This window comes from Saccharopolyspora sp. CA-218241 (assembly GCF_050954615.1).
GTDB classification, from domain to species: Bacteria; Actinomycetota; Actinomycetes; order Mycobacteriales; family Pseudonocardiaceae; genus Saccharopolyspora; species Saccharopolyspora cebuensis.
Genome location: NZ_CP191860.1, coordinates 3452927 through 3475705, shown reverse-complemented (window position 1 = coordinate 3475705; position 22779 = coordinate 3452927). Strand labels below are relative to the sequence as shown.

Annotated in this window: 21 protein-coding genes and 1 pseudogene; 15 read left to right on the top strand and 7 right to left on the bottom strand. The window is 73.3% G+C overall.

Going from position 1 to position 22779, the window contains the following annotated elements:
- Positions 1-31: 31 nt before the first annotated feature.
- Positions 32-313: pseudogene (locus ACQP0T_RS16590) on the top strand (amidohydrolase family protein); the annotation flags it as partial.
- Between the two features lie 191 nt (positions 314-504).
- Positions 505-1305 (top strand): SAM-dependent methyltransferase, encoded by an 801-nt coding sequence (locus ACQP0T_RS16585; RefSeq protein ID WP_433868875.1) that lies wholly within the window; start codon positions 505-507, stop codon positions 1303-1305.
- Here the strand turns inward: ACQP0T_RS16585 and ACQP0T_RS16580 are convergent, their stop codons facing one another.
- From ACQP0T_RS16580 to ACQP0T_RS16570, 3 genes are all read right to left on the bottom strand, one after another.
- On the bottom strand, positions 1306-2061 hold the full coding sequence (locus ACQP0T_RS16580) for an aquaporin (protein WP_433868874.1): 756 nt from the start codon (positions 2059-2061) through the stop codon (positions 1306-1308).
- A gap of 213 nt (positions 2062-2274) precedes the next feature.
- Positions 2275-3015 carry a DUF1990 family protein gene (locus ACQP0T_RS16575; protein WP_433868873.1) on the bottom strand — a complete coding sequence of 247 codons (741 nt, stop codon included), beginning with the start codon at positions 3013-3015 and terminating at the stop codon, positions 2275-2277.
- Complete coding sequence (locus ACQP0T_RS16570) at positions 3012-3224, bottom strand: hypothetical protein (RefSeq protein ID WP_433868872.1); 213 nt, start codon at positions 3222-3224, stop codon at positions 3012-3014. The genes ACQP0T_RS16575 and ACQP0T_RS16570 overlap by 4 nt, the downstream gene beginning before the upstream one ends.
- 82 nt (positions 3225-3306) lie before the next feature.
- Here ACQP0T_RS16570 and ACQP0T_RS16565 point away from each other — a divergent pair, with 82 nt between their 5' ends.
- Both ACQP0T_RS16565 and ACQP0T_RS16560 read left to right on the top strand, forming a co-directional pair.
- Entirely contained in the window at positions 3307-4002 is a 696-nt protein-coding gene (locus tag ACQP0T_RS16565) for a DUF1990 family protein (RefSeq protein ID WP_433868871.1), read from the top strand.
- Between the two features lie 435 nt (positions 4003-4437).
- A complete protein-coding gene (locus ACQP0T_RS16560) occupies positions 4438-5508 on the top strand; it encodes an aldo/keto reductase (protein WP_433868870.1) in 1071 nt (356 codons plus the stop codon).
- 76 nt (positions 5509-5584) lie between these two features.
- Here the strand turns inward: ACQP0T_RS16560 and ACQP0T_RS16555 are convergent, their stop codons facing one another.
- Both ACQP0T_RS16555 and ACQP0T_RS16550 read right to left on the bottom strand, forming a co-directional pair.
- A complete protein-coding gene (locus tag ACQP0T_RS16555; RefSeq protein ID WP_433868869.1) occupies positions 5585-6661 on the bottom strand; it encodes a type I phosphomannose isomerase catalytic subunit in 1077 nt (358 codons plus the stop codon).
- Complete coding sequence (locus ACQP0T_RS16550; RefSeq protein WP_433868868.1) at positions 6661-7491, bottom strand: SDR family oxidoreductase; 831 nt, start codon at positions 7489-7491, stop codon at positions 6661-6663. The genes ACQP0T_RS16555 and ACQP0T_RS16550 overlap by 1 nt, the downstream gene beginning before the upstream one ends.
- 330 nt (positions 7492-7821) lie before the next feature.
- Between ACQP0T_RS16550 and ACQP0T_RS16545 the strand changes: the two genes are divergently transcribed.
- A complete protein-coding gene (locus ACQP0T_RS16545) occupies positions 7822-8685 on the top strand; it encodes an alpha/beta fold hydrolase (RefSeq protein WP_433868867.1) in 864 nt (287 codons plus the stop codon).
- Between the two features lie 67 nt (positions 8686-8752).
- On the opposite strand, the gene ACQP0T_RS16540 is transcribed toward ACQP0T_RS16545, so the two are convergent.
- Both ACQP0T_RS16540 and ACQP0T_RS16535 read right to left on the bottom strand, forming a co-directional pair.
- On the bottom strand, positions 8753-10315 hold the full coding sequence (locus ACQP0T_RS16540) for a phospholipase D family protein (RefSeq protein WP_433868866.1): 1563 nt from the start codon (positions 10313-10315) through the stop codon (positions 8753-8755).
- A gap of 163 nt (positions 10316-10478) precedes the next feature.
- Entirely contained in the window at positions 10479-10748 is a 270-nt protein-coding gene (locus ACQP0T_RS16535) for a hypothetical protein (protein WP_433868865.1), read from the bottom strand.
- A gap of 108 nt (positions 10749-10856) precedes the next feature.
- On the opposite strand from ACQP0T_RS16535, the gene ACQP0T_RS16530 reads away from it, so the two are divergent.
- The 10 genes from ACQP0T_RS16530 (at position 10857) to ACQP0T_RS16485 (ending at position 22746) form a co-directional block, all read left to right on the top strand.
- Complete coding sequence (locus ACQP0T_RS16530) at positions 10857-11618, top strand: YwaF family protein (RefSeq protein ID WP_433868864.1); 762 nt, start codon at positions 10857-10859, stop codon at positions 11616-11618.
- 88 nt (positions 11619-11706) lie between these two features.
- Positions 11707-11907 carry a hypothetical protein gene (locus ACQP0T_RS16525; RefSeq protein WP_369774517.1) on the top strand — a complete coding sequence of 67 codons (201 nt, stop codon included), beginning with the start codon at positions 11707-11709 and terminating at the stop codon, positions 11905-11907.
- A gap of 170 nt (positions 11908-12077) precedes the next feature.
- Positions 12078-13058 carry a DUF4185 domain-containing protein gene (locus tag ACQP0T_RS16520; protein ID WP_433868863.1) on the top strand — a complete coding sequence of 327 codons (981 nt, stop codon included), beginning with the start codon at positions 12078-12080 and terminating at the stop codon, positions 13056-13058.
- A gap of 432 nt (positions 13059-13490) precedes the next feature.
- Positions 13491-14675 (top strand): ROK family transcriptional regulator, encoded by a 1185-nt coding sequence (locus ACQP0T_RS16515; protein ID WP_433868862.1) that lies wholly within the window; start codon positions 13491-13493, stop codon positions 14673-14675.
- Between the two features lie 20 nt (positions 14676-14695).
- Positions 14696-15847: a Gfo/Idh/MocA family protein gene (locus tag ACQP0T_RS16510; RefSeq protein ID WP_433868861.1), complete on the top strand. Its 1152-nt coding sequence runs from the start codon at positions 14696-14698 to the stop codon at positions 15845-15847.
- A 29-nt stretch (positions 15848-15876) separates the two neighbouring features.
- Complete coding sequence (locus ACQP0T_RS16505; RefSeq protein ID WP_433873750.1) at positions 15877-17355, top strand: sugar ABC transporter ATP-binding protein; 1479 nt, start codon at positions 15877-15879, stop codon at positions 17353-17355.
- Positions 17352-18341 (top strand): ABC transporter permease, encoded by a 990-nt coding sequence (locus ACQP0T_RS16500; protein ID WP_369774521.1) that lies wholly within the window; start codon positions 17352-17354, stop codon positions 18339-18341. The genes ACQP0T_RS16505 and ACQP0T_RS16500 overlap by 4 nt, the downstream gene beginning before the upstream one ends.
- A gap of 28 nt (positions 18342-18369) precedes the next feature.
- Positions 18370-19425, top strand: coding sequence for a substrate-binding domain-containing protein (locus tag ACQP0T_RS16495; RefSeq protein WP_433868860.1), 1056 nt, complete (start codon positions 18370-18372; stop codon positions 19423-19425).
- A gap of 28 nt (positions 19426-19453) precedes the next feature.
- Positions 19454-20200 carry a ThuA domain-containing protein gene (locus tag ACQP0T_RS16490; protein WP_433868859.1) on the top strand — a complete coding sequence of 249 codons (747 nt, stop codon included), beginning with the start codon at positions 19454-19456 and terminating at the stop codon, positions 20198-20200.
- A gap of 74 nt (positions 20201-20274) precedes the next feature.
- A complete protein-coding gene (locus tag ACQP0T_RS16485) occupies positions 20275-22746 on the top strand; it encodes a PQQ-dependent sugar dehydrogenase (protein WP_433868858.1) in 2472 nt (823 codons plus the stop codon).
- Positions 22747-22779 lie beyond the last annotated feature (33 nt).

The window sequence follows — 22779 nt, the reverse complement described above, 5'->3', positions numbered from 1 at the left end:
GCGGGGCTCAGCGGCACGGTCGCGAGCGGTGCCCGGTGAGCGCGGCATCAAGCTGCGCTACTCCGACCCGATGCTGCTCGACGACGTGGCCGCCGACTTCCCGGACCTGACGATCATCCTGGCGCACCCCTCGGTGCCGTGGCAGGACGCCACGATCTCCATCGCCACCCACAAGGCCAACGTGCACAAGACTTCCCGGTGATCCGGCCCGACCGCTGGATGCGCGACTTCGCGGCGCTCGAGATCCTCGCCGGGGTGCGTCGGCTGAATCCGCGAGGGCAACGCCCTGCGGCTGCTCGGGCTCCGCGGCTGAGCACCGCGCGGAGAAGGCTCCGCCCGGCCGCGTACCACCGACGGCCGGCGAAGCCTCCGCCCCGCTCGGGGGCACTTCCCATCCTCCCAGGACCCGCCGCGCTCGTCATCCGGCGCGGCGACGCCTTGCCCCGGCGTGCCCGGTCGGCGAGGATCACCCCATCGGTCCAACGCGAGGAAGGATGTCCCGAGGTGTCCGATCCGACTTCCGAGTTCGTCGGCGTCAACCACCGGGTGGCGAACCCGGCCCGGATCTACGACTACGGGCTGGGCGGTGACCACAACTTCGCGGCCGACCGCGAGCGCTTCGAGATGCTGGAGCAGGTCGATCCCGACGCCCGCCTGGTGGTGAGCGCCAACCGCGGTTTCCTGCGCCGGGCGGTGCGGTACTGCATGCAGCAGGGCATCACCCAGTTCCTCGACCTGGGGTCCGGGGTGCCGACCGTGGGCAACGTGCACGAGGCGGCGCACCAGATCGACCCCTCGGTGCGGGTGGTCTACGTCGACAACGAGCCGGTCGCCGCCGCGCACACCCGGCGGTTGCTGCGCGGCCTGGACAACACGGCCATCGTCGAGGAGGACCTGCGCGACCCGGAGGCCATCATGAGCGCCCCGGAGACGCGGGAGCTGCTCGACTTCTCCCGGCCGGTGGGGCTGATGATGGTGGCCGTGCTGCACTGGGTCGCCGACGCCGACGTCGCGGGGCTGCTGGCCCGCTACCGTTCCTTCCTCGCCCCCGGCAGCATGCTCGCCATCAGCCACCTCACCGACGAGCACCTCCCGGAGCAGATGGGCCAGGTCGGCGAGGTCTTCGACGAGACCACCGAGCCGGTCACCTACCGCCCGCAGTCCCAGGCCGACCTGCTGTTCGAGGGCTGCGACCTGGTCAGCCCCGGCGTCGTCTACACCACGGAGTGGCGGTCCGAGCCGCACGAGGCCGTGCACCCGCCGGAGCGCGCCAAGATCTGGGCGGCCGTCGGACGCCTGCGCTGATCACGCCGCCTTCTGGGCCTTGGACGCATCCGGCTCCGGTTGGGGCAGCAGCGCGGTGTGCAGCCCGCCCGCGATCAGGCCGCCGACCACCGGGGCCAGGATGAACAACCACACCTGGCCCAGCGCGCCGCCACCGGCGAAGATCGCCGGGCCCAGCGCGCGGGCCGGGTTGACCGACGTGCTGGTCAGCGGGATCCCGACGAGGTGCACCACGGCCAGCGCGAAGCCGATCGGGATCCCCGCGAAGCCGGGAGCGTTGCGGTGCCCGAGCCTGCTGGTCACCGAGAGCACGACGAACACGAACAGGAAGGTGAGCACCACCTCGGCGGCGAAGGCGCCGCCCGCGCTGATCCCGACGTCGGATTCCTCGCCCCAACCGTTCGCACCCAATCCGGTGACCCCGGGCTGGTAGACCGCCGTCGTGCGCATCACGCCGTAGAGCACCGCCGCGCCCGCGATGCCGCCGACGAACTGCGCCAGCCAGTAGCCCGCCGCCTCCGACAGCGGCATCCGGCCGGAGCACACGAATCCGACCGTCACGGCGGGGTTGATGTGGCAGCCCGACACCGGTCCCAGCGAGTACACCAGCACCAGCATCACCAGGCCGAAGGTGAGTGCGGTCGCCACCACCCCGGCCGCGAGGCTGGTCCCCGCCAGCGCGATGCCGTCGCCGAAGGAGAGTGTGGCGACACCGACGGCGAAGAACACCAGCAGCGCCGTGCCCAGCGCCTCGACCGCGAGCTTCCTAGCCAGCATGACGTCCCCCAGGTCGTCGTGAGCTCGGTCCCCGCCAGGGTGGGCCAGTCCGCGCCGCCCCGCCGGGCGGACCGGTACCGATCGGGTGGGCGAAGCGGTGCCGCGCCGATCCCCCTCAGATCCGTCCGGGTCCGGGATCGGGCACGTCGGTTCGCGGCCGACGCGGCCTCGTGCTGGGAGGCGACGACTTCGGTCCCGAGCTGACGACGCAGGTCAGCGCGCTCGCCGTGGGGCGGGTCCCGCCGGGTGGTGGTTCCGGAGGGCCGCGCGGTCCAGGAAGCCGAGCCTGGCCTCCGAGGGGGCCAGCACCAGGTCGCCGCGCCGTAGCGGGGGCGGCAGCACGGACCCGGCCAGCCGGGCCCGCACGAGTGCGCGCAGCCGGGGACCGCACCGCCGGTAGAAGCGCAGCTGGGTGTGCCTGCCGAACAGCAGCCACCCGAACCGCAGGACCGGGCCGAGGGCGGGGGTGCGCTGCGAGCAGCCGGTGATGACGAGCTCGACCGATCCCGAACCGACGTCCTTGACCACCTCGTAGCTCATCCGGCCGCGTTCGAGGTGCCCCTCCAAGGTCTCGTACGCCCAACCCCAGCCGTGCCGTCCCGACGTCCCGGTGCGTTCGAGGACGTCGGTCACCCGCACGCCCATGGTGAAGCGGATCCCGTGGAACCGGCCTTCGAGCAGCATGTCGCGGCCGAGCAGGTCCGCGCGGCGGTCGTAGACGGCGCGCACCAGCTCGGGCTCGGAGAACTCGTAGTCGCGCACCAGACCGCACGCGACTTCCCACGCCCCGCCGCGCACCGGCGGACCGGGACGTTCGCGGGCCAGGAAGCACCGGTGCTCGTCGAGGTGCCAGCGCCGCGGCTCGACCTCCGCGGGGTGGAAGTTCACCCGGCGCCCGCGCAGTTCCCGCAGCGCCGCGCCCGGGTCGCCGCCCAGCAGCGGGAAGCCGGTCATTCGTACTCGCGGAGCGAATCGCCGATCACCCACAGCGTCGGCGGCCACAACCCGGTGAACAGCGCGCGCCGCTCGGCGTTGCCCCGCTCGTGCTGGTCCACCGTCTTCGCCCGGATCCACAGGCAGAGGCACAGCGCCACCGAACCGAGCGACATCGCGTGCAGGTAGCTGCTGCGCAACCCGGCACCGTGCAGGAGCCGAACGACCATCGAAGCCTCCGGTGTTGCCCGTCGTCGCCGATCGTGCCCAGTATGGGGAACCCACGTCGCCTCCGCGACAAGGAGGGTTCCGATGCCGATCACCGAGCGGACGCCGGTCATCGCGTTGCGCTGGGCCGCCGGGATGGCGCTGATCTCGTGGCGCTACCTCTGGCAGACGACCCCGCTGTACCGCACCGAGGAGTTCGGCGACGACTCCGACCTCCCGCCCGCGCTGCCCGCCGATCTCGTCGACGAGCACAGCCAGCTCGCCCCGCACGGCGTGGGACCGCTGTTCCACCGGCGGTTCGGCGTGCACGTCGAGGGCGGCTCGCTCACCGCGCAGGAGCTGATCGACGTGTTCAGCCGCCGGTTCGACCGGGCAGTGCCGCGCGAGGTGGCGGCGGTGAGCAGGCGGACGGGAACCCGAGGTGCGCTGCAACCCGGTGACGAGCTGGTGGTCCGGATGCCCGGGCCCTGGGACGCCCCGGTCCGCGTCGTCGAGCGCACTCCCGAGTCCTTCCGGCTGGCCACCCTGCGCAGCCACCTGGAGGCGGGGCTGATCGAGTTCCGCGCCAGCCCCGAGGACGACGGCCTGCGGTTCGAGATCGAGGCGTGGGCCCGGCCGAGCACCGCGGTGGTGCACCTGCTGTACTCCCGGCTGCGGCTGGCCAAGGAGATGCAGCTCAACATGTGGGTCCGGAGCTGCCTGGCGGCCGCCGCGCTGGCCGGCGGCCGGGCCCGCGACGGCGTCACCATCCACACCCGGCGCTGCGTCTGGCCGCAGTAGGGGAGGAACGGCCGAACGGCCGAGGTATAGATGGCCGAACGGCCGAGCGCACCGGCTCCGTTCGGGCCGATCGACCGATGCCGCCGGCGCCTCGGGTCGGCCAAGGTGGTGCTGTCGTCCCCACCGGATCGGAGGCAGCGCCGTGCACGAGTTCGAAGGTCGCATGCACGGGTTCGAAGGCCGTTGGTGCGCCGGGAAGTCCGAGCGCCGCATGCGCTCGCGGAGTCGGGTCGTTCCCGCGGCGGGTACCTCGGGACCGGCTTCCGGAGCGGGCGGACCGCTCCGCCCCTCCGCGCGCGGCCCGCCGAGGGGCGCTGGGCGGAACGCGATCGGGGTGGTGCTGCGGGAACCGAGCCGCCGCGCCCGGCGGCGCATGGTGTCGCGGCGCTCCGGGTAGGTCGACGGTGGTTCAACGTTCTCGTCGAGGAGGAAGTCGTGGAGCACGTCGCGCTCGGGAATTCTGGTCTGCTGGTGTCGCGCTTCGCGATCGGCACGCTCACCGTGGGGAACGATCCCACCTTCGCGCCGATGGCCGGGGTGGACGCCGACGGGCTGCGGCGGCTGTTCGACATCGCCCTCGACGCCGGGGTGAACCTCGTCGACACCGCGAACATGTACTCCTTCGGCCAGGCCGAGGAGATCACTGCGCAGGCGCTGGCGGGACGGCGTGACGACGTCGTGCTCACCTCGAAGGTGCGGATGGCGGTCGGGGCGGGGCCCAACGGCGGTGGCGCATCGCGGTCCCACATCCTGCGGGAGGTGGAGAACAGCCTGCGCCGGTTGCGCACCGACCACCTGGACCTGCTCTACACCCACCAGTGGGACGGCGTGACGCCCATCGAGGAGACGCTGGCCGCGCTGGACACCCTGGTGCGGGACGGCAAGGTCCGCTACGTCGGCACCTCGAACTACAGCGCGTGGCAGCTCGTCAAGACCACCTACACCGCGCGGTTGCGCGGTCTGGTGGAGCCGGTGGTGCAGCAGATGTACTACTCGCCGGAGGCGCGCGAGCTGGAGTACGAGATCCTCCCGGCCGCCCGCGACCTGGGCATCGGGACCTTCGTGTGGGGAGCCCTCGGTGAAGGCCTGCTCTCCGGCAAGGTGCGGCGCGGGCAGGAGACCCCGAGCACCACGCGGCAGGGCAGCGGTTGGCCGGAGCCGCACGTCACCGACTGGGAGCGCGCCTACTCGGTGATCGAGGTGCTCGCCGGGATCGCCGACGGGCACCGCGCGTCCGTACCGCAGGTGGTGCTGGCGTGGCTGCTGCGGCGCCCCGGGGTGACCGGCATCGTGCTGGGCGCCCGCACACCGGAGCAGCTCCAGGACAACCTCGCGGCCGACCGGCTCGAGCTCTCCGAGGAGGAGCACCGGCGGATCACCGAGGTCGGGCAGCTCCCCGCCTACTACCCGTACTGGCACCGCTCGCTCAACGCCCCGGACCGGCCGGACCCGGCCGAGCAGCCCTACCTCGAGGAGTTCGCCCGGCGAGCCGGGCAGCAGTCCTGAACGCCCGCTCGACGGTTCCGCCACCGACGCCGCGCCCGCCACCGACGCCGCTGCGCGGCGGCCCGCGGGTGAACGCTCAGATCCCGGCGTCGGCGAGCCCTTCGCCCAGCGCGGCGATCGCCCGCGGACCGTGCCCGGCCGCCAGCAGCGGAGCGAGCACGTCGCGGCGCAGGTCGGGCAGGTGTCCCAGCAGCACGTCGGCGGGCCCGTCGATCTCCACCGCGCCCAGCGCGGCGGGCAGCAGCAGGGTCTGCGCCGGTCCGAGCGGTTCCGCCGCCGACCCGCTGCGCACCACCACCGGGCCCCCGAGGTTGGACAGGACCTGCGCGGTGCGGAACGAGTGCCGCATCGGGGCGGTGCCGCCGACCCGCCACCGCTCCAACGCGAAGTGCGGACCGGCGCACAGCACGATCCGCCGCACCCCGTCGTCCACGGGGATGTCCAGCCCCGGTACCGGGTCGGGCCGGGCGTCGTAGCGGACCTGGTCGAGCAGCGCCTCGACGTTGGCGCGCCACTGCTCGTCGGGCAGCGTCGAGCCGTCCTCCATGGCCCAGCGCATCGCGTGCTGCTGGACGTCCGAGGTCTGCTCGATCTCGTAGACCAAGGTGGCCGGACCGAAGCTGTGCACCGTGCCGCCCGGCACGTAGAAGGTCTCGCCCGGGCGCACCGGAACGCGCCGCAGCGCCCGGTCGAAGTCCTGGTCCAGCAGCGCCCGGTGCAGCGCCTCGCGGTCCACCCCCGGGCGCACGCCGCACAGGGCGGTGGCGCCGGGCGCGGCGTGCAGCACGTGCCAGGCCTCCGTCTTGCCGTTCGGTTCGCCCTCCAGCCGCCGCGCCGCGGCGTCGTCGGCGTGCACGTGCACGGGCAGCGGACCGGCGGCGTCGATGAACTTGGTGAGCAGCGGGAAGCGGTCGCCGGACCAGCCGTCGCCCACCAGCTCCTCCGGCCACCGGGCGACCAGCTGCCGCAGCGGTGTCCCGGCCAGCGGACCGCTGAGCACCTCGGCGGCGCGCCCGTCGACGTCGCTGACTTCCCAGGTCTCGCCGACGGCCCAGTCCGGCAGCCCCGCCTTGCCCAGGGTGCGCGCGATGGCCCGGCCGCCGAAGACCAGCGGTCGGGCCGGACAGCTCAGGCGCAGCGGGTACCAGTCCATCAGAGGATCGGCGTGCCGCCGGTCACCGGGATGCGGGCGCCGGAGACGTAGCTGCCCTCGTCCGAGGCGAGCAGGACGTAGGCCGGGGCGACCTCCGCGGGCTGCCCCGGTCGGCCCAGCGGGACGCCGCCGCCGAAGTTCTCGACGTCGTCCTCGGTCATGGTCGACGGGATCAGCGGGGTCCAGATCGGTCCGGGCGCGACGCTGTTGGCGCGGATGCCGCGCGGGCCGAGCATCTGGGCGAGACTCGCCGCCATGTTGGCGATCCCGGCCTTGGTCGCGTTGTAGGCCAGCAGCTTCGGCGGTGGGGCGTCGGAGTTGACCGACGTCGACCCGATGATCGACGCGCCCGCGCGCAGGTGCGGCACCGCCGCCTTGGTCAGGTGGAAGAACGCGCTGAGGTTGACCGCGAGGGTGTGGTCCCACTCCTCGTCCGGGATGTCCTCGATCGAGTCGTGGGTCATCTGGAACGCCGCGTTGCTCACCAGCACGTCGAGCCGCCCGAACTCCTCGACCGCCCGCGCGACGATGTCGCGGCAGTGCGCGGGATCGGCCACGTCGCCGGACATCACCACCGCGGTGCGCCCGGCATCGACGATCCAGCGCCGCGTCTGCTCGGCGTCCTGGTGCTCGTTCTGGTACGCGACGAGCACGTCGGCGCCCTCCCGCGCGAAGGCGATCGCCACCGCGCGGCCGATGCCGCTGTCGGCGCCGGTGATCACGGCGGCCTTCCCGGTCAGCCGCCCGGAACCCCGGTAGCTGCGCTCGCCGTGGTCGGGCCGGGGTTCCATCGCCTCGGTAATGCCGGGCGGGGTCTGCTGCTGCGCCATCGGACCTCCTCGTGCCGGGCCCCTCGATGCTCGCCCACTCCCGCGCGGCCCGCACTCGCTGGCGCGGGGAGGTTGCGGCGGGGTGATCGTCGGCACAGCGGCTACCCGCCGGTAGGCCACGACCGGGTACAACCGGTGTGCTGAGAAGCTGCTGTGGCACTCGTCCCGCGTGGTGGTGCGGGTGGCGGGGCCTCAGGCGGTCGCCGCGCTGCGCCGATCCGCCCGCGTGCACGGCGTCGCGGCTGCCCTCAGGCCGCTGGAGAACCCGCGGCGGTGCCGGTTGCGCCTGGTCGCGAGCGGCGCCGCCGCCCCGAACAACCGGAGGTGACCATGACCGCCGAACAGGACCCGAGGTGGTTCCGCGAGGCGCTGGCCGAGGCACCGCGGCACGCGGACGTCGAGGTCGAGGGGTGCCCGATCCACCTGCGCTGCTGGGGCGATCCGGAGCGGCAAGGGCTGGTGCTGGTGCACGGCGGTGCGGCGCACTCCGGCTGGTGGGACCACATCGCCCCGTTCCTGGCCCGCACCCACCGGGTCGTCGCGCTGGACCTGAGCGGGCACGGTGACAGCGGTCGGCGGCCGGTCTACGACATGCTGACGTGGGCCCGCGAGGTCGTGGCCGCCGCCGAGGCCGGGGGAGCGGTGCGCGCACCGCTGGTCGTGGGGCACAGCATGGGCGGCTGGGTCGCCGCGACCGCCGGGGCGCACCACGGCGATCGGTTCGACGGCGTCGCGATCATCGACTCCCCGCTCAACGACCAGCCGCCCGAGGAGCGCAAGCTGCGCAGGGAGCTCCGCGAGCCCAAGGTGTACCCCTCGCTCGAGGCGATCGTGCACCGGTTCGCGCCGCTGCCCGCCCAGGAGGTCGTGCTGCCGCACGTGCGCAGGCACGTCGCGGCGGAGTCGGTCCGCCCGGTCGAGGGCGGGTGGTCCTGGAAGTTCGACCCGAACATGGTCGGCGACCGGTTGCTGCTGCGCGACCTGCTGCCCGCGCTGCGCTGCCGGGCGGCCTTCCTGCGCTCCGAGTTCGGCCTGGTCCCGCCGCCGATGATCGCCGAGATCGAAGCGCTGCTCGGCGATGCGCCCGTCGTCGAGCTGCCCGAGGCCGGGCACCACCCGATGCTGGACCAGCCGCTGTCGCTGGTCACGGCGCTGCGGGCGCTGCTCGCGCACTGGTCGCCGGTCACCCTCTGAGCGCCCCGGGACGCCGGTTTCCGGGGGCGGGGCTGCTGCGCAACGGTGCGCTGCCTCCGGCGGGTGGTCAGTCGTCGAGGCGGTCCAGGGCGGCGGCGCCCCGCCTGCGCGGGGACCACGCGCGCCCGTCCGGGTCGGTGAGCAGCCGCCCTGCGGGAACCGCCCACAGCCGCGTCCGGCGGGTGACGCGGGGGCGCCGGTGGGTGCGTAGGTGCCCGGGTGGGCGCGGGCCGCGCCGCCCGGCGGCGTGCCAGCGGTCCAGGGCCGCGGCGGCCTCGCGCAGCAGCGCGATCCCGCGCTCCGGCGGGTCCGGCTCGGTGTCCGGGCGCCCGCCGAGGTGCTCCCGCCACAGCCGCACCCGCAGGTCGCGGGCGAAGCTCCCGCCGGGCTCGTCCACGACGGCGGCGGTGAGCTCGGAGTCGTAGGTCCACGACCGGCGGTTGAGGTTGGCCGACCCGACGGCGGCCCAGACGTCGTCGACCACGCACAGCTTGGAGTGCACGTAGATCGGCGGCCCCGCGTCGCTCTCCAGCTCGAACAGGTGGACCCGGTCGCCGCCGGCCCGGTGCAGCAGGTCCACCGCATCGGCGTGGGCGACGTCGCTGGTGGCCACGTGCAGCGCGCCGTCCTTGTCCGGCCGCCGGGGGAGCACCGCCACCAGCCGCAGGTGCGGTCGTCGGCGCAGGGCCTCGGCGAAGACCTCCGCGACCATCGGCGACCAGAGGAACTGGTCCTCGACGTAGACGAACCGGCGGGCGCGGCGCAACGCCTTGCGGTAGCCGTGCGCGACGCTGCGCTCGCCGTCCGGGGCGAACGGGAACGGCGGGGTCTTGGCCGGGTAGGTGCGCAGGAGCTGCACCGCGTGCGGTCCGCAGCGGGGCGGTGCGGGCAGCGGCTCGGGGAGCGCGGTGGGGTGCTCCTCGCGGTGCCACCACGACGCCGGTGCCCGGCGCAGCGAAGTCGAGTCCTGCCACCGCTCCCGGAAGCAGTGCTCCACGTCGGCCACCGCGGGGCCGCGCACTTCCAGGTGGGCGTCGTGCCAGGACGGGCGGTGCCCGTAGACCGCGGCGACCGAGGACTGCACCCGCGGATCGCCGCGGTGGCCGCCGTCGTCCCGCCTGCTCGGGCTCGGGTCGATCCCGCCGACGAAGGCGACGTCGTCGGCGGGCCGGTCGGGCCGTCGGATGACGAGGAACTTCTGGTGGTGGCTGCCGGTGGCCCGGACCCGCTGGTCGAGCACCGCCGTCGCCCCTTCCCGCCGCAGCAGGGCGGCGAGGTCGAGGTTGCCCGGCGCGAAGTCGTCCAGGACGTCCAGGTAGGGCCGCCAGAGCAGCGCGTGCACCGACGCGCCGGCGCGCACGGCACCGACGAGCGCGGCGCCCGCGGTCCGGCCCGACGCGTCGAGGGGCTGGTCCGGATCGCCGAGCCACGCCGCGAGGTGGATCCGGTCGCCCGGACCGGTGTCGGCGAGCTCGGCGCGCAGCCGGTCGAAGTACTCGGCGCCGTCGATCAGCGGGCGCACCCGGTTGCCGCCGGACCAGGCGGTCGCCCCGTCGAGCCCGGTGTGCGGGTTGCCGCGTTCGGCCGGGGTGAGCAACCAGTCCGTCACGTCCTGCTGGTCGTGGTCCACGTGCGGATCCGCCCTCCCGTCGTCGCGTGTCGCGAGGAGAGGGGACCCACTGGGGACGTCGGTCAAACGTGCGGATCGGCCGCGGCGGTGCTGGCCGCGCAGAGCGCACCCCAACCCCCGGCGATGGCGGCGGCCTTGCGGCGCGCCCGCGCGGTGGGCAGGCTCAGCCCGAACAGCACCGCGTCCGCCGCGTCGCAGGCCGCCCGGGCCCCGATCGCCCAGCGCAGGGCCGGACCCTGGGGGCGGTGACCATCGCGATGCCCGACACCAGGTCGCGGGCGCCCACGGCGCGCGCCAGCGACGCGATGCCTGCGGGGGTCGCGCCGCGCTCGTCGGTGAGCTCGCACGGTCCGGCGAGCAGCGCGGGGCGCACCAGCACACCGGCGCCGTAGGCGGCGGTCAGCGCGCCGAGCACGCGGGGCAGCGAGGGCATGGTCCTCCTCCGTGTCGTCGCGGACCTCCCCAGGAGATCACGCGGCGCGGGCCGGGGCAGCCCGAGCGCCACCGGCGGGCCTCGTCCCGGTGCGGGAGGATCGTCGGCGTGCGGACAGCGGCCACCGGCCAGCGCCACCGGGCCGACGCCGACCCGGTGGCGGCACCGGAGCCGGGGGCCGCCGCGGACGTCTTCGTCCCCTACGGGCCGACGCACTGGGCGGCGCTGGGCCTCGGCGCGGTGGGCGCGGTGGTGCTCGTGCTCGTCGGTCGACGGCTGCGCGGACGGCGCGCCGAAGTGCGGTTCCGCCGCGGCTTCGCCGTGCTGATCCTCGCCTTCCAGGTGCCGGTGCAGGTGCGCCGCCTGCTGCCCGGGCAGTTCGACCTGCACGACTCGCTGCCGCTGCAGCTCAGCGACCTGGCTTGGATCGCCGCCGCGTACGCGCTGTGGTCGGGCCGCTGGTGGGCCTGCGCCCTCACCTACTACTGGGGGCTCACGCTGACCCCGCAGGCGGTGTTCACCCCCGCCCTGGACGCCCCCGACTTCCCGCACCTGGCCTTCCTGGAGTTCTGGGTGCTGCACCTGGTGCTGCCGTGGGCGGCGATCCACCTGACCTGGGGAGCGGGCGTGCGGCCGGACTGGCGCGGTCTGCGCGTGGCGGTCGCCACCACCGCGGCCTGGGCGGTGCTGGTGCTGGGGTTCAACGCCTGGGCCGGCACGAACTACGGCTTCCTCAACCGCAAGCCGGACAACCCCTCGCTGCTGGACCTGCTCGGCCCGTGGCCCTGGTACCTCGTGGTGGAGCTGGTCCTGGTGGTGCTGGGCTGGGCGCTGATCACCTGGCCGTGGACGCGGCGTCGCGGAGCGTGACGTGCTGGCGGGGTGCGGAGCCGGGCCGCGCGCTGTGCGAGCCTGGGGCCGCGGTCGCGCGGGCGGTCGCGGTGCGGAGGAGGCCCGGATGGACGCTCGTCAGCTCACGTACCTGCTGGTGCGGACGCTGGTGTTCCTCGCCGTCGCGGTGGTGGTGGCCGCGCTGGCGGGGTGGCCCTGGTACGGGGTCGCCGCGGTGGGGCTGACGGGTGCCGCGGCCGCCGTGCAGCTCGGCGGCGTGCTGTGGCTGCGGCGGTCGGAGCGCGCGAAGTCCTCCACGATGGGGTGAACTCACCCGTCCGGGACCGCACGGTCGGCCGTCGTCCGCGACGGTCGGCGGCGGGCACGCTGGGGGTCTGGCCCGGAACCGCCCCTCGCGGGGGAAGTGGGCGGCAGCCGCGCGAGGCACCGCTGAAGGCAGGCTCCGGCGGAGTCCACCCGCGTGGGAGGAGCAGTGCCGTGCACAAGGTGAAGGACCTGACCGGGCCGGGCCGCACCGACCGCTTCGGCATCGGCGGCACCGACCTGGGGACGATGACGACCGCGCCGGACGGTCGGCTGGTGGCGGTGTTCGGCGACACCTTCGAGCAGGCGACCGTGGGCGGGCCGGGCTGGCGCTCGCCGGTGGTGCTGTTCGCCGACCCGGGCAGCGCGCGGCGCGGCATCGAGTGGACCGGCGCGGCCGGTCCGGGTTCCTACGCCGCGCAGGTCCTGCCCTACGAGCACAACTCGATCATCAACGGGCGCCGGGTCAGCACGGTCATCCCGACCGACGTCATCGCGCTCGGCGGCGAGATGTACCTGCACGCGATGGTGTGCGAGGGGATCGGCAACGTGCACTGGACCGAGGTGCACCGCTCCACCGACAACGGCGAGACCTGGCAGCACACCGGCACGACCTGGCCGGGCGACCACCACGGCGGGTTGTTCCAGATGCTGACCTGGGCGCCGGGCGACGACGGGTACGTCTACGCGTTCTCCACCGGGTTCCAGCGGGACGAGGGCCTGCTGCTGCACCGGGTCCCGGCCGACCGGCTGACCGACCCCCGGGCCTGGCAGGGCTGGGGCTTCCGGGGCGGCGCCTGGGCGTGGGGCAATCCGCCGACGGTCGCCCTCACCGGCGCCTACGGCGAGCTGTCCCTGCGCCCGGTGGGCGGCCGGTGGCTGCTGGCGTTCTTCGACGCCGGGAACTACCGCATCGACGTGCTCAACCTCGACGTGCCCACCGCGAACCTCTACGCGGCACCGCGCGCCACCGCGCTGCACGGCACCTCCTGGGACGCCGAGGACCACGCCGCCGGGCGCGTCGCCCAGCTCTACGGGCCCTACGTGGTGCCCGGCTCGACGCTCGAGGACCTGCACCTGGCGGTCAGCCAGTGGAACACCACGACGAACTGGCCCTACCGCGTGATGCAGTTCGCCGGGCGCGCTCCCCGGTGACCGGCCGCGCGGCTTCCGCCGAGCGGGAGAATGGGCCACCGGATTTCACCCGGATCACCGCCATCGGAGAGCCTGTTTCGGGATTCCGCGGTGCGCATCCGGCGGTGCGCCGGGGAATCCGTTCGGAGCACGGCGCGGTGCTCCGGTGGTGCGCAGCCCGGCGCCGGTCCTGACAACGCGCCGGGACGCGATTCCCGCAGCGCCGACCACGTTCCACTGTGGATTCCTGTCCGGTGGCGGACACCGCCGGATCCGCTCGACGAGCGCTTTCCCGCACGGCTGCGCGCGGCGCCGGATGGCCCTGTCCGGGAGCGGCCGTACGGCGAGCGGACATCCGGGTTACATCGGGAAACCCGGTATTGACGTTCTCGTGAACAATTCCTCTAGGCTGTGACGCACTTCGTGCTCTCCGCGCAAGAAGTGGGGTAGTCGGTGCAACCCGAGAACGCACATCAGGCCCGCGTGCTCACGTCCCTGCGATTCCACGGTCCCCAACCCGCGGCCGAACTGGCCGCTCAAGTTTCGTTGTCCCGGTCCAAGGTCGGGCAGGAACTCCTGCGGCTCCAGGAACTCGGTTTCGTGGAGCGGGCGGGCAAGGCCGAGTCGCGAGGCGGTCGGCGCTCCGGCCTGGTCCAGCTCTCCCGTGGGCTGCGCTTCCTCGGCGTGGACATCGGCGCCACCTCGCTGGACGTCGGCATCACCGACGGCAGGCTCGAACTCGTCGCCCGCGCCGCCGAGACGATCGACATCGAGGACGGTCCCGAGATCGTCCTCGGGCGCGCGGTCGAGCTGATCGACAAGCTCCGCGCGGACGGTCTGCTGGCGCGGGTCGACGGCGTCGGGGTGGGGCTGCCGGGTCCGGTGAGCTTCCGCGACGGGTTCACCGTGTCGCCGCCGATCATGCCGGGCTGGGACCGCTACCCGGTGCGGGAGTTCTTCATGCAGCAGCTCGACTGCCCGGTGCTGGTCGACAACGACGTGAACCTGATGGCCGTCGGCGAGATGTACTGCGGGCTGGCCCGTTCGGTGCGGGACTTCCTGTTCGTCAAGATCGGCACCGGGATCGGCTGCGGCATCGTCACCGCGCACCGGGTGATGCGCGGCAGCAGCGGCAGCGCGGGCGACATCGGGCACATCGCGGTGCAGGAGACCGGACCGGTGTGCAGTTGCGGCCGGTCCGGGTGCCTGGAGGCGTGGTTCAGCGGCGCGGCGCTGTCCCGCGACGCCACCGCGCTGGCCCGCAGCGGCGAGTCCCCGGAACTGCACCGGCTGCTGGGCGACCGCGCGGTGCTCACCGCCGAGGACGTCGGGATCGCGATGCGGTCCGGTGATCCGCAGGCCCTCGGCCTGGTGCGGGACGGCGGGCGGCGGCTCGGCCGGGTGCTGGCCGGACTGGTGAACTTCTTCAACCCCGCGATGATCATCGTGGGCGGCGGGGTGGCGCGGCTCGGGCACCCGCTGCTGGCCGAGGTGCGCGCCGAGCTGTACCGGCGCTCCACGCCGCTGGCCACCAGCAGCCTGCCCATCGTGCTGTCCGAACTCGGCGAGCACGCCGGCGTCGTCGGCGCCGCCGGGATGGCCGGCGACCACGTGCTCGGCGTCCAACCGGCGAGCTGACAACCCCCAGGAGGGCGGAGATGAACAAGCTCGGTATTGCGCTGGTGGGCCATTCCTTCATGGGTGCGGTCCACTCGCAGGCCTGGCGGACCGTGGGGCGCGTCTTCGACCTGCCCGTCCGGCCCGAGATGGTGGTGCTGTGCGGACGCCGCAAGGAGGCGGCGCAGGAGGCGGCCGACCGGTTCGGCTGGGCGGAATCCACCGACGACTGGAAGTCGGTGCTGTTGCGCGACGACATCCACGTGGTCGACATCTGCACCCCCGGCGACAGCCACGCCGAGATCGCGGTGCACGCGCTCGAAGCGGGCAAGCACGTGCTGTGCGAGAAGCCGCTGGCGAACTCGGTGACCGAGGCGGTGTCCATGCAGGAGGCCGCGGATCGGGCGCGTCGCAACGGGATTCAGTCGATGGTCGGGTTCAACTACCGCCGGGTCCCCGCGCTGGCCCTGGCCCGCTCGTTGGTCGCCAGCGGCCGGATCGGGCAGGTGCGGCACGTCCGGGCGAGCTACCTGCAGGACTGGCTGGTCGACCCGGACTCGCCGCTGACCTGGCGGTTGCGAGCCGAACGCGCCGGATCCGGGGCGCTGGGCGACCTGGGGGCGCACCTGGTGGACCTGGCGCACTTCCTGCTCGACGAGGAGATCGTCTCCGTCTCCGGCACGGTGGAGACGTTCGTGGCCGAGCGTCCGCTGCCGGATGACCCGGCGCGCACCGGACCGGTGACCGTCGACGACGCGGCGCTGTTCACCGCCCGGTTCCGGGACGGCGCGCTCGGCACGTTCGAGGCCACCCGCTACGCCACGGGCCGCAAGAACGGGCTGCGCATCGAGGTCAACGGCAGCGCGGGCAGCCTCGCGTTCGACTTCGAGTCGATGAACGAGCTGCACTTCCACGACGCCGCCGAACCCGCCGACACCGCCGGATTCCGGCGAATACTGGCCACCGAGCCGCAGCACCCGTACCTGGAGGCGTGGTACCCGCCGGGCCACGTGCTCGGCTACGAGCACACCTTCGCCCACGAGTTGCGCGACTTCGTCACCGCGATCGCCGAGCGCAGCGCGCCCGCCCCGGACTTCACCGCCGGGCTGCGGGTGCAGCGGGTGCTCGACGCCGTCCAGCGCAGCGCGGCCCACCACAGCCGCTGGATCCCGGTGGGGGAGGCGCAGCGGTGACCGGGGCGGACGTCCCGGCGCTGTTGGAGATGACGGGCATCGTCAAGGACTTCCCCGGGGTGCGGGCGCTGGACGGGGTGGACCTCCAGGTCCGCGCCGGTGAGGTGCACTGCCTGCTGGGCCAGAACGGCGCGGGCAAGTCCACGTTGATCAAGGTGCTCTCCGGAGCGCACCAGCCCGACGCGGGCGTGGTGCGCTGGGAGGGCGCGGAGGTGGCGCTGTCCTCCCCGGTCGCCGCGCTGCGCCGGGGCATCGCCGCGATGTACCAGGAGCTCGACCTGGTGCCCGGGCTCAGCGCCGCCGAGAACATCTTCCTAGGCCACGAGCACGCCGTCGCGGGGTTCACCCGGCGCGGGCAGGCGCGGCACGAGGCCGCGGAACTGCTGGCGCGCCTGGGACATCCCGGGATCGACCCGGACACCGAGGTGGGCGCCCTGCCCGCGGCGGTGCGGCAACTGGTGTCGATGGCCCGCGCCCTGGCGCACCGGGCGCGGCTCATCGTGATGGACGAGCCCACCGCGGCGCTGTCGGCCGGCGAGGTCGACGACCTGTTCCGGGTCATCGGCGAGCTCACCGCCGAGGGCGCGGCGGTCGTCTACATCTCGCACCGGATGGAGGAGATCCGCCGGATCGCCGACCGCGTCACGGTGCTCAAGGACGGGCGCACCGCGGCCTCCGGGCTGCCGGTGGCAGGCACCTCCACCGGCGAGCTGATCGCGCTGATGACCGGCGGCACCCCGCCGACCGTCGAGGCGGGCGGCAGCAGCGCCACCACGACGCCGGTGTTGGAGGTGACCGGGCTCGCTCGCCGCGGCGAGTTCACCGACATCAGTCTCACCGCGCACGCCGGGGAGGTCCTGGGCATCGCCGGCCTGGTGGGCTGCGGACGCAGCGAACTGCTGGAGACCGTCTTCGGCGCCCGGACCCCGGACGAGGGCGAGGTGCGGGTGGACGGCAAGCGGGTCCGCCCGGGCAGCATCGCCGCCGCGGTCCGCGCCGGGATCGGGCTGACCCCGGAGGAGCGCAAGAGCCAGGCGCTGGTGCCGCAGCTCCCGCTGGCGGCCAACGTCACGCTGGCCACGCTGCGCCGCTACAGCAAGGCGGGTTTCATCCGGCGCGGCAGCGAGCTCGCCGACACCGGCACGATCGTCGACCGGCTCCAGCTCCGCCCGGCCGACCCGACCCGCGCGGTGTCGGCGTTCTCCGGCGGCAACCAGCAGAAGGCGGTGATCGGCCGGTGGGTGCTGCGGGACTGCCGCGTGCTGCTGCTCGACGAGCCGACCCGCGGGGTCGATGTCGGTGCCCGCGCCGAGCTCTACGCGCTGATGCGGTCGCTGGCCGAGCAGGGCATCGCGATCGTGTTCGTCTCCAGCGACATCCCGGAAGTGCTGGCCCTGGCCGATCGGGTGCTGGTGCTGCGCGACGGCACGGCGGTGCACACCGCCGGGGCCGGTGAACTCACCGAAGGCGACGTGCTCGACCTCGTCATGGAGGCCCGGACGGCATGACACAGACCACCACCCCGACCGCCCCGCCCCGGACGTCCGCGCTGGCCGCCTGGTGGGCCCGCGCGGACATCCGGATGATCGCGCTGCTGGCCGTGTTCATCGCGCTGTGCGTGGTCGGCTACGCCACCCGCCCGGACGCGTTCCTGACCGAGGGCAACATCTCCACCGTGCTGCGGCTGTCGGCCGCCATCGGCGTGGTCAGCGTCGGCATGACGTTCGTGATCGCGGCGGGCGGCATCGACCTGTCCGTCGGGTCCATCGTGGCCCTGTCCAGCGTGTGGATGACGACGTGGGCCACCCAATCGTTCGGCCCGGTGGTGATGGTGCTGTGCGCGCTGTTGGTCGGCACCGCCTGCGGCCTGGTCAACGGCGTGCTGGTGTCCTACGGGAAGGTCGTGCCGTTCATCGCGACGCTGGCCATGATGGCCTCCGCGCGCGGGCTCGCCGAGCGGATCAGCGGGCGGCAGACCCAGGTCGTCGACGATCCCGCGTTCGGCGCGGTGTTCCGCGGCGACCTGCTGGGCGTGCCGGTGCTGATCTGGATCTTCGCGGTGGTCTTCGCCGCCGGCTGGGTGCTGCTCAACCGCAGCACCTTCGGGCGCCGCACCCTCGCGGTGGGCGGCAACGCCGAAGCGGCCCGGCTGGCGGGCATCGACGTGCGCAGGCACACCGCGGTGGTCTACGCGCTGGCCGGCCTGTGCTGCGGGATCGCCGCCCTCATGGTGGTCGCGCGCACCACCGCGGGCGCCTCCACCAACGGGATGTTCTACGAGCTCGACGCGATCGCGGCGGTGGTCATCGGCGGCACCCTGCTCTCCGGCGGCCGGGCCAGCATGACCGGAACGCTGCTCGGCGTGCTGATCTTCACGACGCTGGGCAACGTCTTCACCCTCAACAACCTGGAAACCGACATCCAGAACATCGCCAAGGGCGCGATCATCGTGCTCGCCGTGCTGCTGCAAGCCCGAACCCGGCGCCGCGCCTGATTTCCTCCGACCACGTTGGGAGACCGCCATGTCCGCGTTCCCGGAAACGCACCGCCGAAGATTCCTGCTCGGCACCGGCGCCCTCGGCGCGACCGCGCTGCTGAGCGGCTGCCTGGCCAACGAACCGCCGCAGCAGCAGAACCAGAACGCGGTCGCCACCGGTGGCGACAACGCCGCCCCGGGGCGGCACGTGACCATCGGGTTCTCCGCCCCGGCCGCCGACCACGGCTGGCTGGCGGCCATGACCACCAACGCCCGCGACCAGGCCGAGCAGTTCCCGGACGTGACGCTGGAGGCCACCGAGGGCAGCAGCGACGTCAACCAGCAGATCGCCCAGGTGGAGACGCTGATCAACGCCCAGGTCGACGTGCTGGTGCTGCTGCCCGCCGACGGCAAGGCGCTGACCGGGGTGGCCCGCCGCGCGATGCAGGCGGACATCCCGGTGATCAACGTGGACCGCGTCTTCGACTCCGAGGACGCCTACCGGTGCTGGATCGGCGGTGACAACTACGGCATGGGGGTCAACGCCGCCGGCTACATCGCCGCCGAATTGGAGCGGCGCGGGGTGACCGACCCGGTCATCGCCGAGATCGCGGGCACCGATTCGCTGCCGCTGACCCAGCAGCGCAGCGCGGGGTTCCGCGACGGGCTGGCCGAGCACGGCTTGGAGGTGTCGCGGCGGGTGGCGGCCGACTTCACCGCGGAATCGGGCGAGCGGGAGACCACCAACCTGCTCCAGGCCGCGTCGCGGCTGGACGCGGTGTGGAACCACGACGACGACCAGGGGATCGGGGTGCTGGCCGCCGTCGAGTCGGCCGGGCGCGACGAGTTCTTCCTGGTCGGCGGCGCCGGATCGCGGCAGATGATGGACCGGATCAAGGCCGGGAACAGCGTGGTGCGCGCGACCGTGCTCTACAACCCGTCGATGTGCTCCTCGGCGATCTCGCTGGCCCGGCTGCTCGCCCAGGCGCGCGGCATGGCCGACCTCGCCGAGCACGAGATCCCGCGCTCGATCACCACCTATTCCGCGGTGGTGACGCGGGAGAACGTCGACCAGTACCTCGACGTCGGCTTCGCCTCCTAGCGACCGTCCCAGGAAAGGAATTCCTCCCATGCGCACCGCGATCCTGACCGCCGTCCTGCTCGCCGCGGCGGCCCTGGCAGTACCGGCCGCGGCGGCCCCGGAGCACGGACGGCAGCACGTTCTGGTGTTCTCCAAGACCGCCGGTTTCCGGCACGATTCCATCGAGGACGGCATCGCCGCGATCGAGAAGCTTGGTCACCGGCACGGATTCACCGTGGAGTCCACCGAGGACTCGAAGGTGTTCACCGACGCCCGGCTGCGCCGCTACGACGCGGTCGTGTGGTTGTCGACCACCGGTGACGTGCTCGATCCCGCGCAGCAGGGCGCCTTCGAGCGCTACGTGCGCGGCGGTGGTGGCTTCATGGGCGTGCACGCCGCCGCCGACACCGAGTACGACTGGCCGTTCTACGGCGAGCTGGTCGGCGCGTACTTCACCAGCCACCCCGAAATCCAGCCGGCCACCGTGCTGGTGGAGGACCGCCACCACGACTCCACGGCGCACCTGCCGGAGCGCTGGGACCGCACCGACGAGTGGTACAACTACGCGACCAACCCGCGCGGTGCCGTCCACGTTCTCGCGTCGCTGGACGAGGCGAGCTACGACCCCGGCGACGGCGCCATGGGCGATCACCCGATCGCCTGGTGCCACACGATCGACGACGGCCGCGCCTTCTACACCGGCGGCGGCCACACGCGGGAGTCCTTCGACGATCCCGCGTTCCTGCGCCACCTGCTCGGCGGGATCCGCACCGCGACCGGACTCCGCCCCTGCTGACCCGCGATCGGTCCACAACGAGGAGTGACCTGATGCGAGCACGTCGATTATCAGTCTGGACGGCGGTCACCGCGATGGCGGCCGCCCTGATCACCGCACCCGCGTACGCGGCCCCACCCCCGTCGGAGCCGCCACCGGACTCCGCCTTCGACCAGGTCACCCTGGCCAAGGGCGAGACCAAGGTCGGCGAGCCGATGGCGCTGGCGGTGCTGCCCGACCGGCGGGTGCTGCACACCTCCCGCGACGGCGATGTCTTCCTCACCACCCCCGACTCCACCACCACGCTCGCCGCGGACCTGCCCGTCTACAACCACGACGAGGACGGGTTGCAGGGCATCGCCATCGACCCGGACTTCGAGGAGAACAGGTGGGTGTACCTCTACTACGCCCCGCCGCTGGACACCCCGTCCGGTGACGCGCCGGAGGAGGGCACCGAGGCGGACTTCGCCCCGTTCGACGGGTACAACCTGCTGAGCAGGTTCAAGTTCACCGAGGAAGGCACCCTCGACCTGGCCAGCGAGCAGGAGGTCCTGCGGGTGCCCGCGCAGCGCGGCACCTGCTGCCACGCCGGCGGTGAGATCGACTTCGACGCCAAGGGCAACCTGTACCTGTCCACCGGCGACGACACCAACCCGTTCTCCTCCGACGGGTACACGCCGATCGACGAGCGCGCCGAGCGCAACCCCGCCTTCGACGCGCAGCGCTCCTCCGGCAACACCAACGACCTGCGCGGCAAGATCCTGCGCATCCACGTGGAGCAGGACGGCAGCTACACCATCCCGAAGGGCAACCTGTTCAAGCCGGGCACGGACAAGACCCGCCCGGAGATCTACGCGATGGGCTTCCGCAACCCGTTCCGGTTCAGCGTCGACCCGAAGACCGGCTGGATCCACCTGGGCGACTACGGGCCGGACGCCGGATCGGCCGACCCGGCGCGGGGACCCGCGGGCACCGTCGAGTACAACCTGATCAAGGAGCCCGGCAACTACGGCTGGCCGTACTGCATCGGAGACAACCAGCCGTTCGTCGACCACGACTTCGCCACCGGCGAATCGGGCGAGGCGTTCGACTGCGCCGCGCCGCGCAACACCAGCCCGAACAACACCGGCCTGACCGAACTGCCGCCGGTGCAGCCCGCCTGGCTGCCCTACGACGACGGCTCGGTGCCCGAACTCGGCTCCGGCCCGGAGTCGCCGATGGGCGGACCGGTGTACCACTACGACCGCAATCTCGACTCGCCGGTGAAGTTCCCGCAGTACTTCGACAGGAAGGTGCTCAACTACGAGTGGGACCGCGGCTGGATCAAGGAGTTCTCGATCGACCGCCGCGGACGGCTCGAGCACATCCGGCCGTTCTTCGACTCGATGGAGCTGATCCGGCCGATGAACCTGGAGTTCGGCCCGGACGGCGCGCTGTACGTGCTGGACTACGGCTCCAGCTACTTCGGCGGCGCGGACGACTCGGCGCTGTACCGCATCGACCACAGCCCGCAGAACAAGACGCCCCAGGTGGCGCTGAGCGCGGACGTGACCTCGACCGGGCAGGCGCCGCTGACGGTCAACTTCGACCCGGCGGGCACCACCGACCCGGACGGCGGTGAGCTCAGCTACGCGTGGGACTTCACCGACGACGGGGAGGTCGACGAGACCACCGCGGGGCCGACGAGCTTCACCTACACCGAGCGCGGCGCGCACACCGCCAAGCTCGCCGTCACCGACGAGCAGGGCAAGACCGGCTACGCCAGCGTGCAGATCGTCGTCGGCAACACCCCGCCGGAGGTCACCATCGAGCTGCCGCCGAACGGCGGGGCGTTCAGCTTCGGCGAGCAGGTGCCGTTCCGGGTCAGCGTCACCGACGCCGAGGACACCCAGATCGACTGCTCCCGGGTCGAGGTGAGCTACGCGCTCGGCCACGACACGCACGCGCACCCGCTCAGCGAGACCACCGGGTGCGAAGGCGTGATCGAGACGCCCGCCGACGAGGGGCACGGCATGGACGCCAACCTCTTCGGCGTCATCACGGCCACCTACGCCGACAGCGGTGCCGACGACCTGCCGCCGGTCGAGGGCGAGGGCCGGGTCACGCTCCAGCCGAAGCACAAGCAGGCCGAGTTCTTCACCGAGTCCCAGGGCGTCGAGGTCGTCGCCGAGCCGGGGGCCGCCGGGGGGAACAAGGTCGGCGCGATCGAGGACGGTGACTGGTTCTCGCTCGACCCGGTGAGCCTCACCGGCGTGGACGGCATCGGCTACCGCGTCTCGGCAGCCGGGGCGGGCGGCACCATCGAGGTCCGCTCGGGCGCCGTCGACGGACCGCTGGTGCAGACCGTGCCGGTGCCCGGCACCGGTGGTGACGACCAGTACGTCGACCTGGAACCGGTCGCGGTGACCGATCCGGGCGGCTCCGGACCGCTGTACTTCGTGTTCCGGGGCGAGGGGAGCGGTCTGTTCGCGGTCGACGAGCTGACCTTCTCCGGTGCGGGCGTGTCCGAACCGGTGCCGCCGGAGGCCGCCGTGACGGCCCGGGCCCGGGGCGACGTCCCGCGTTGATCCGCGTGGTGGTGGCCCCGCCTGCCGGGGCCA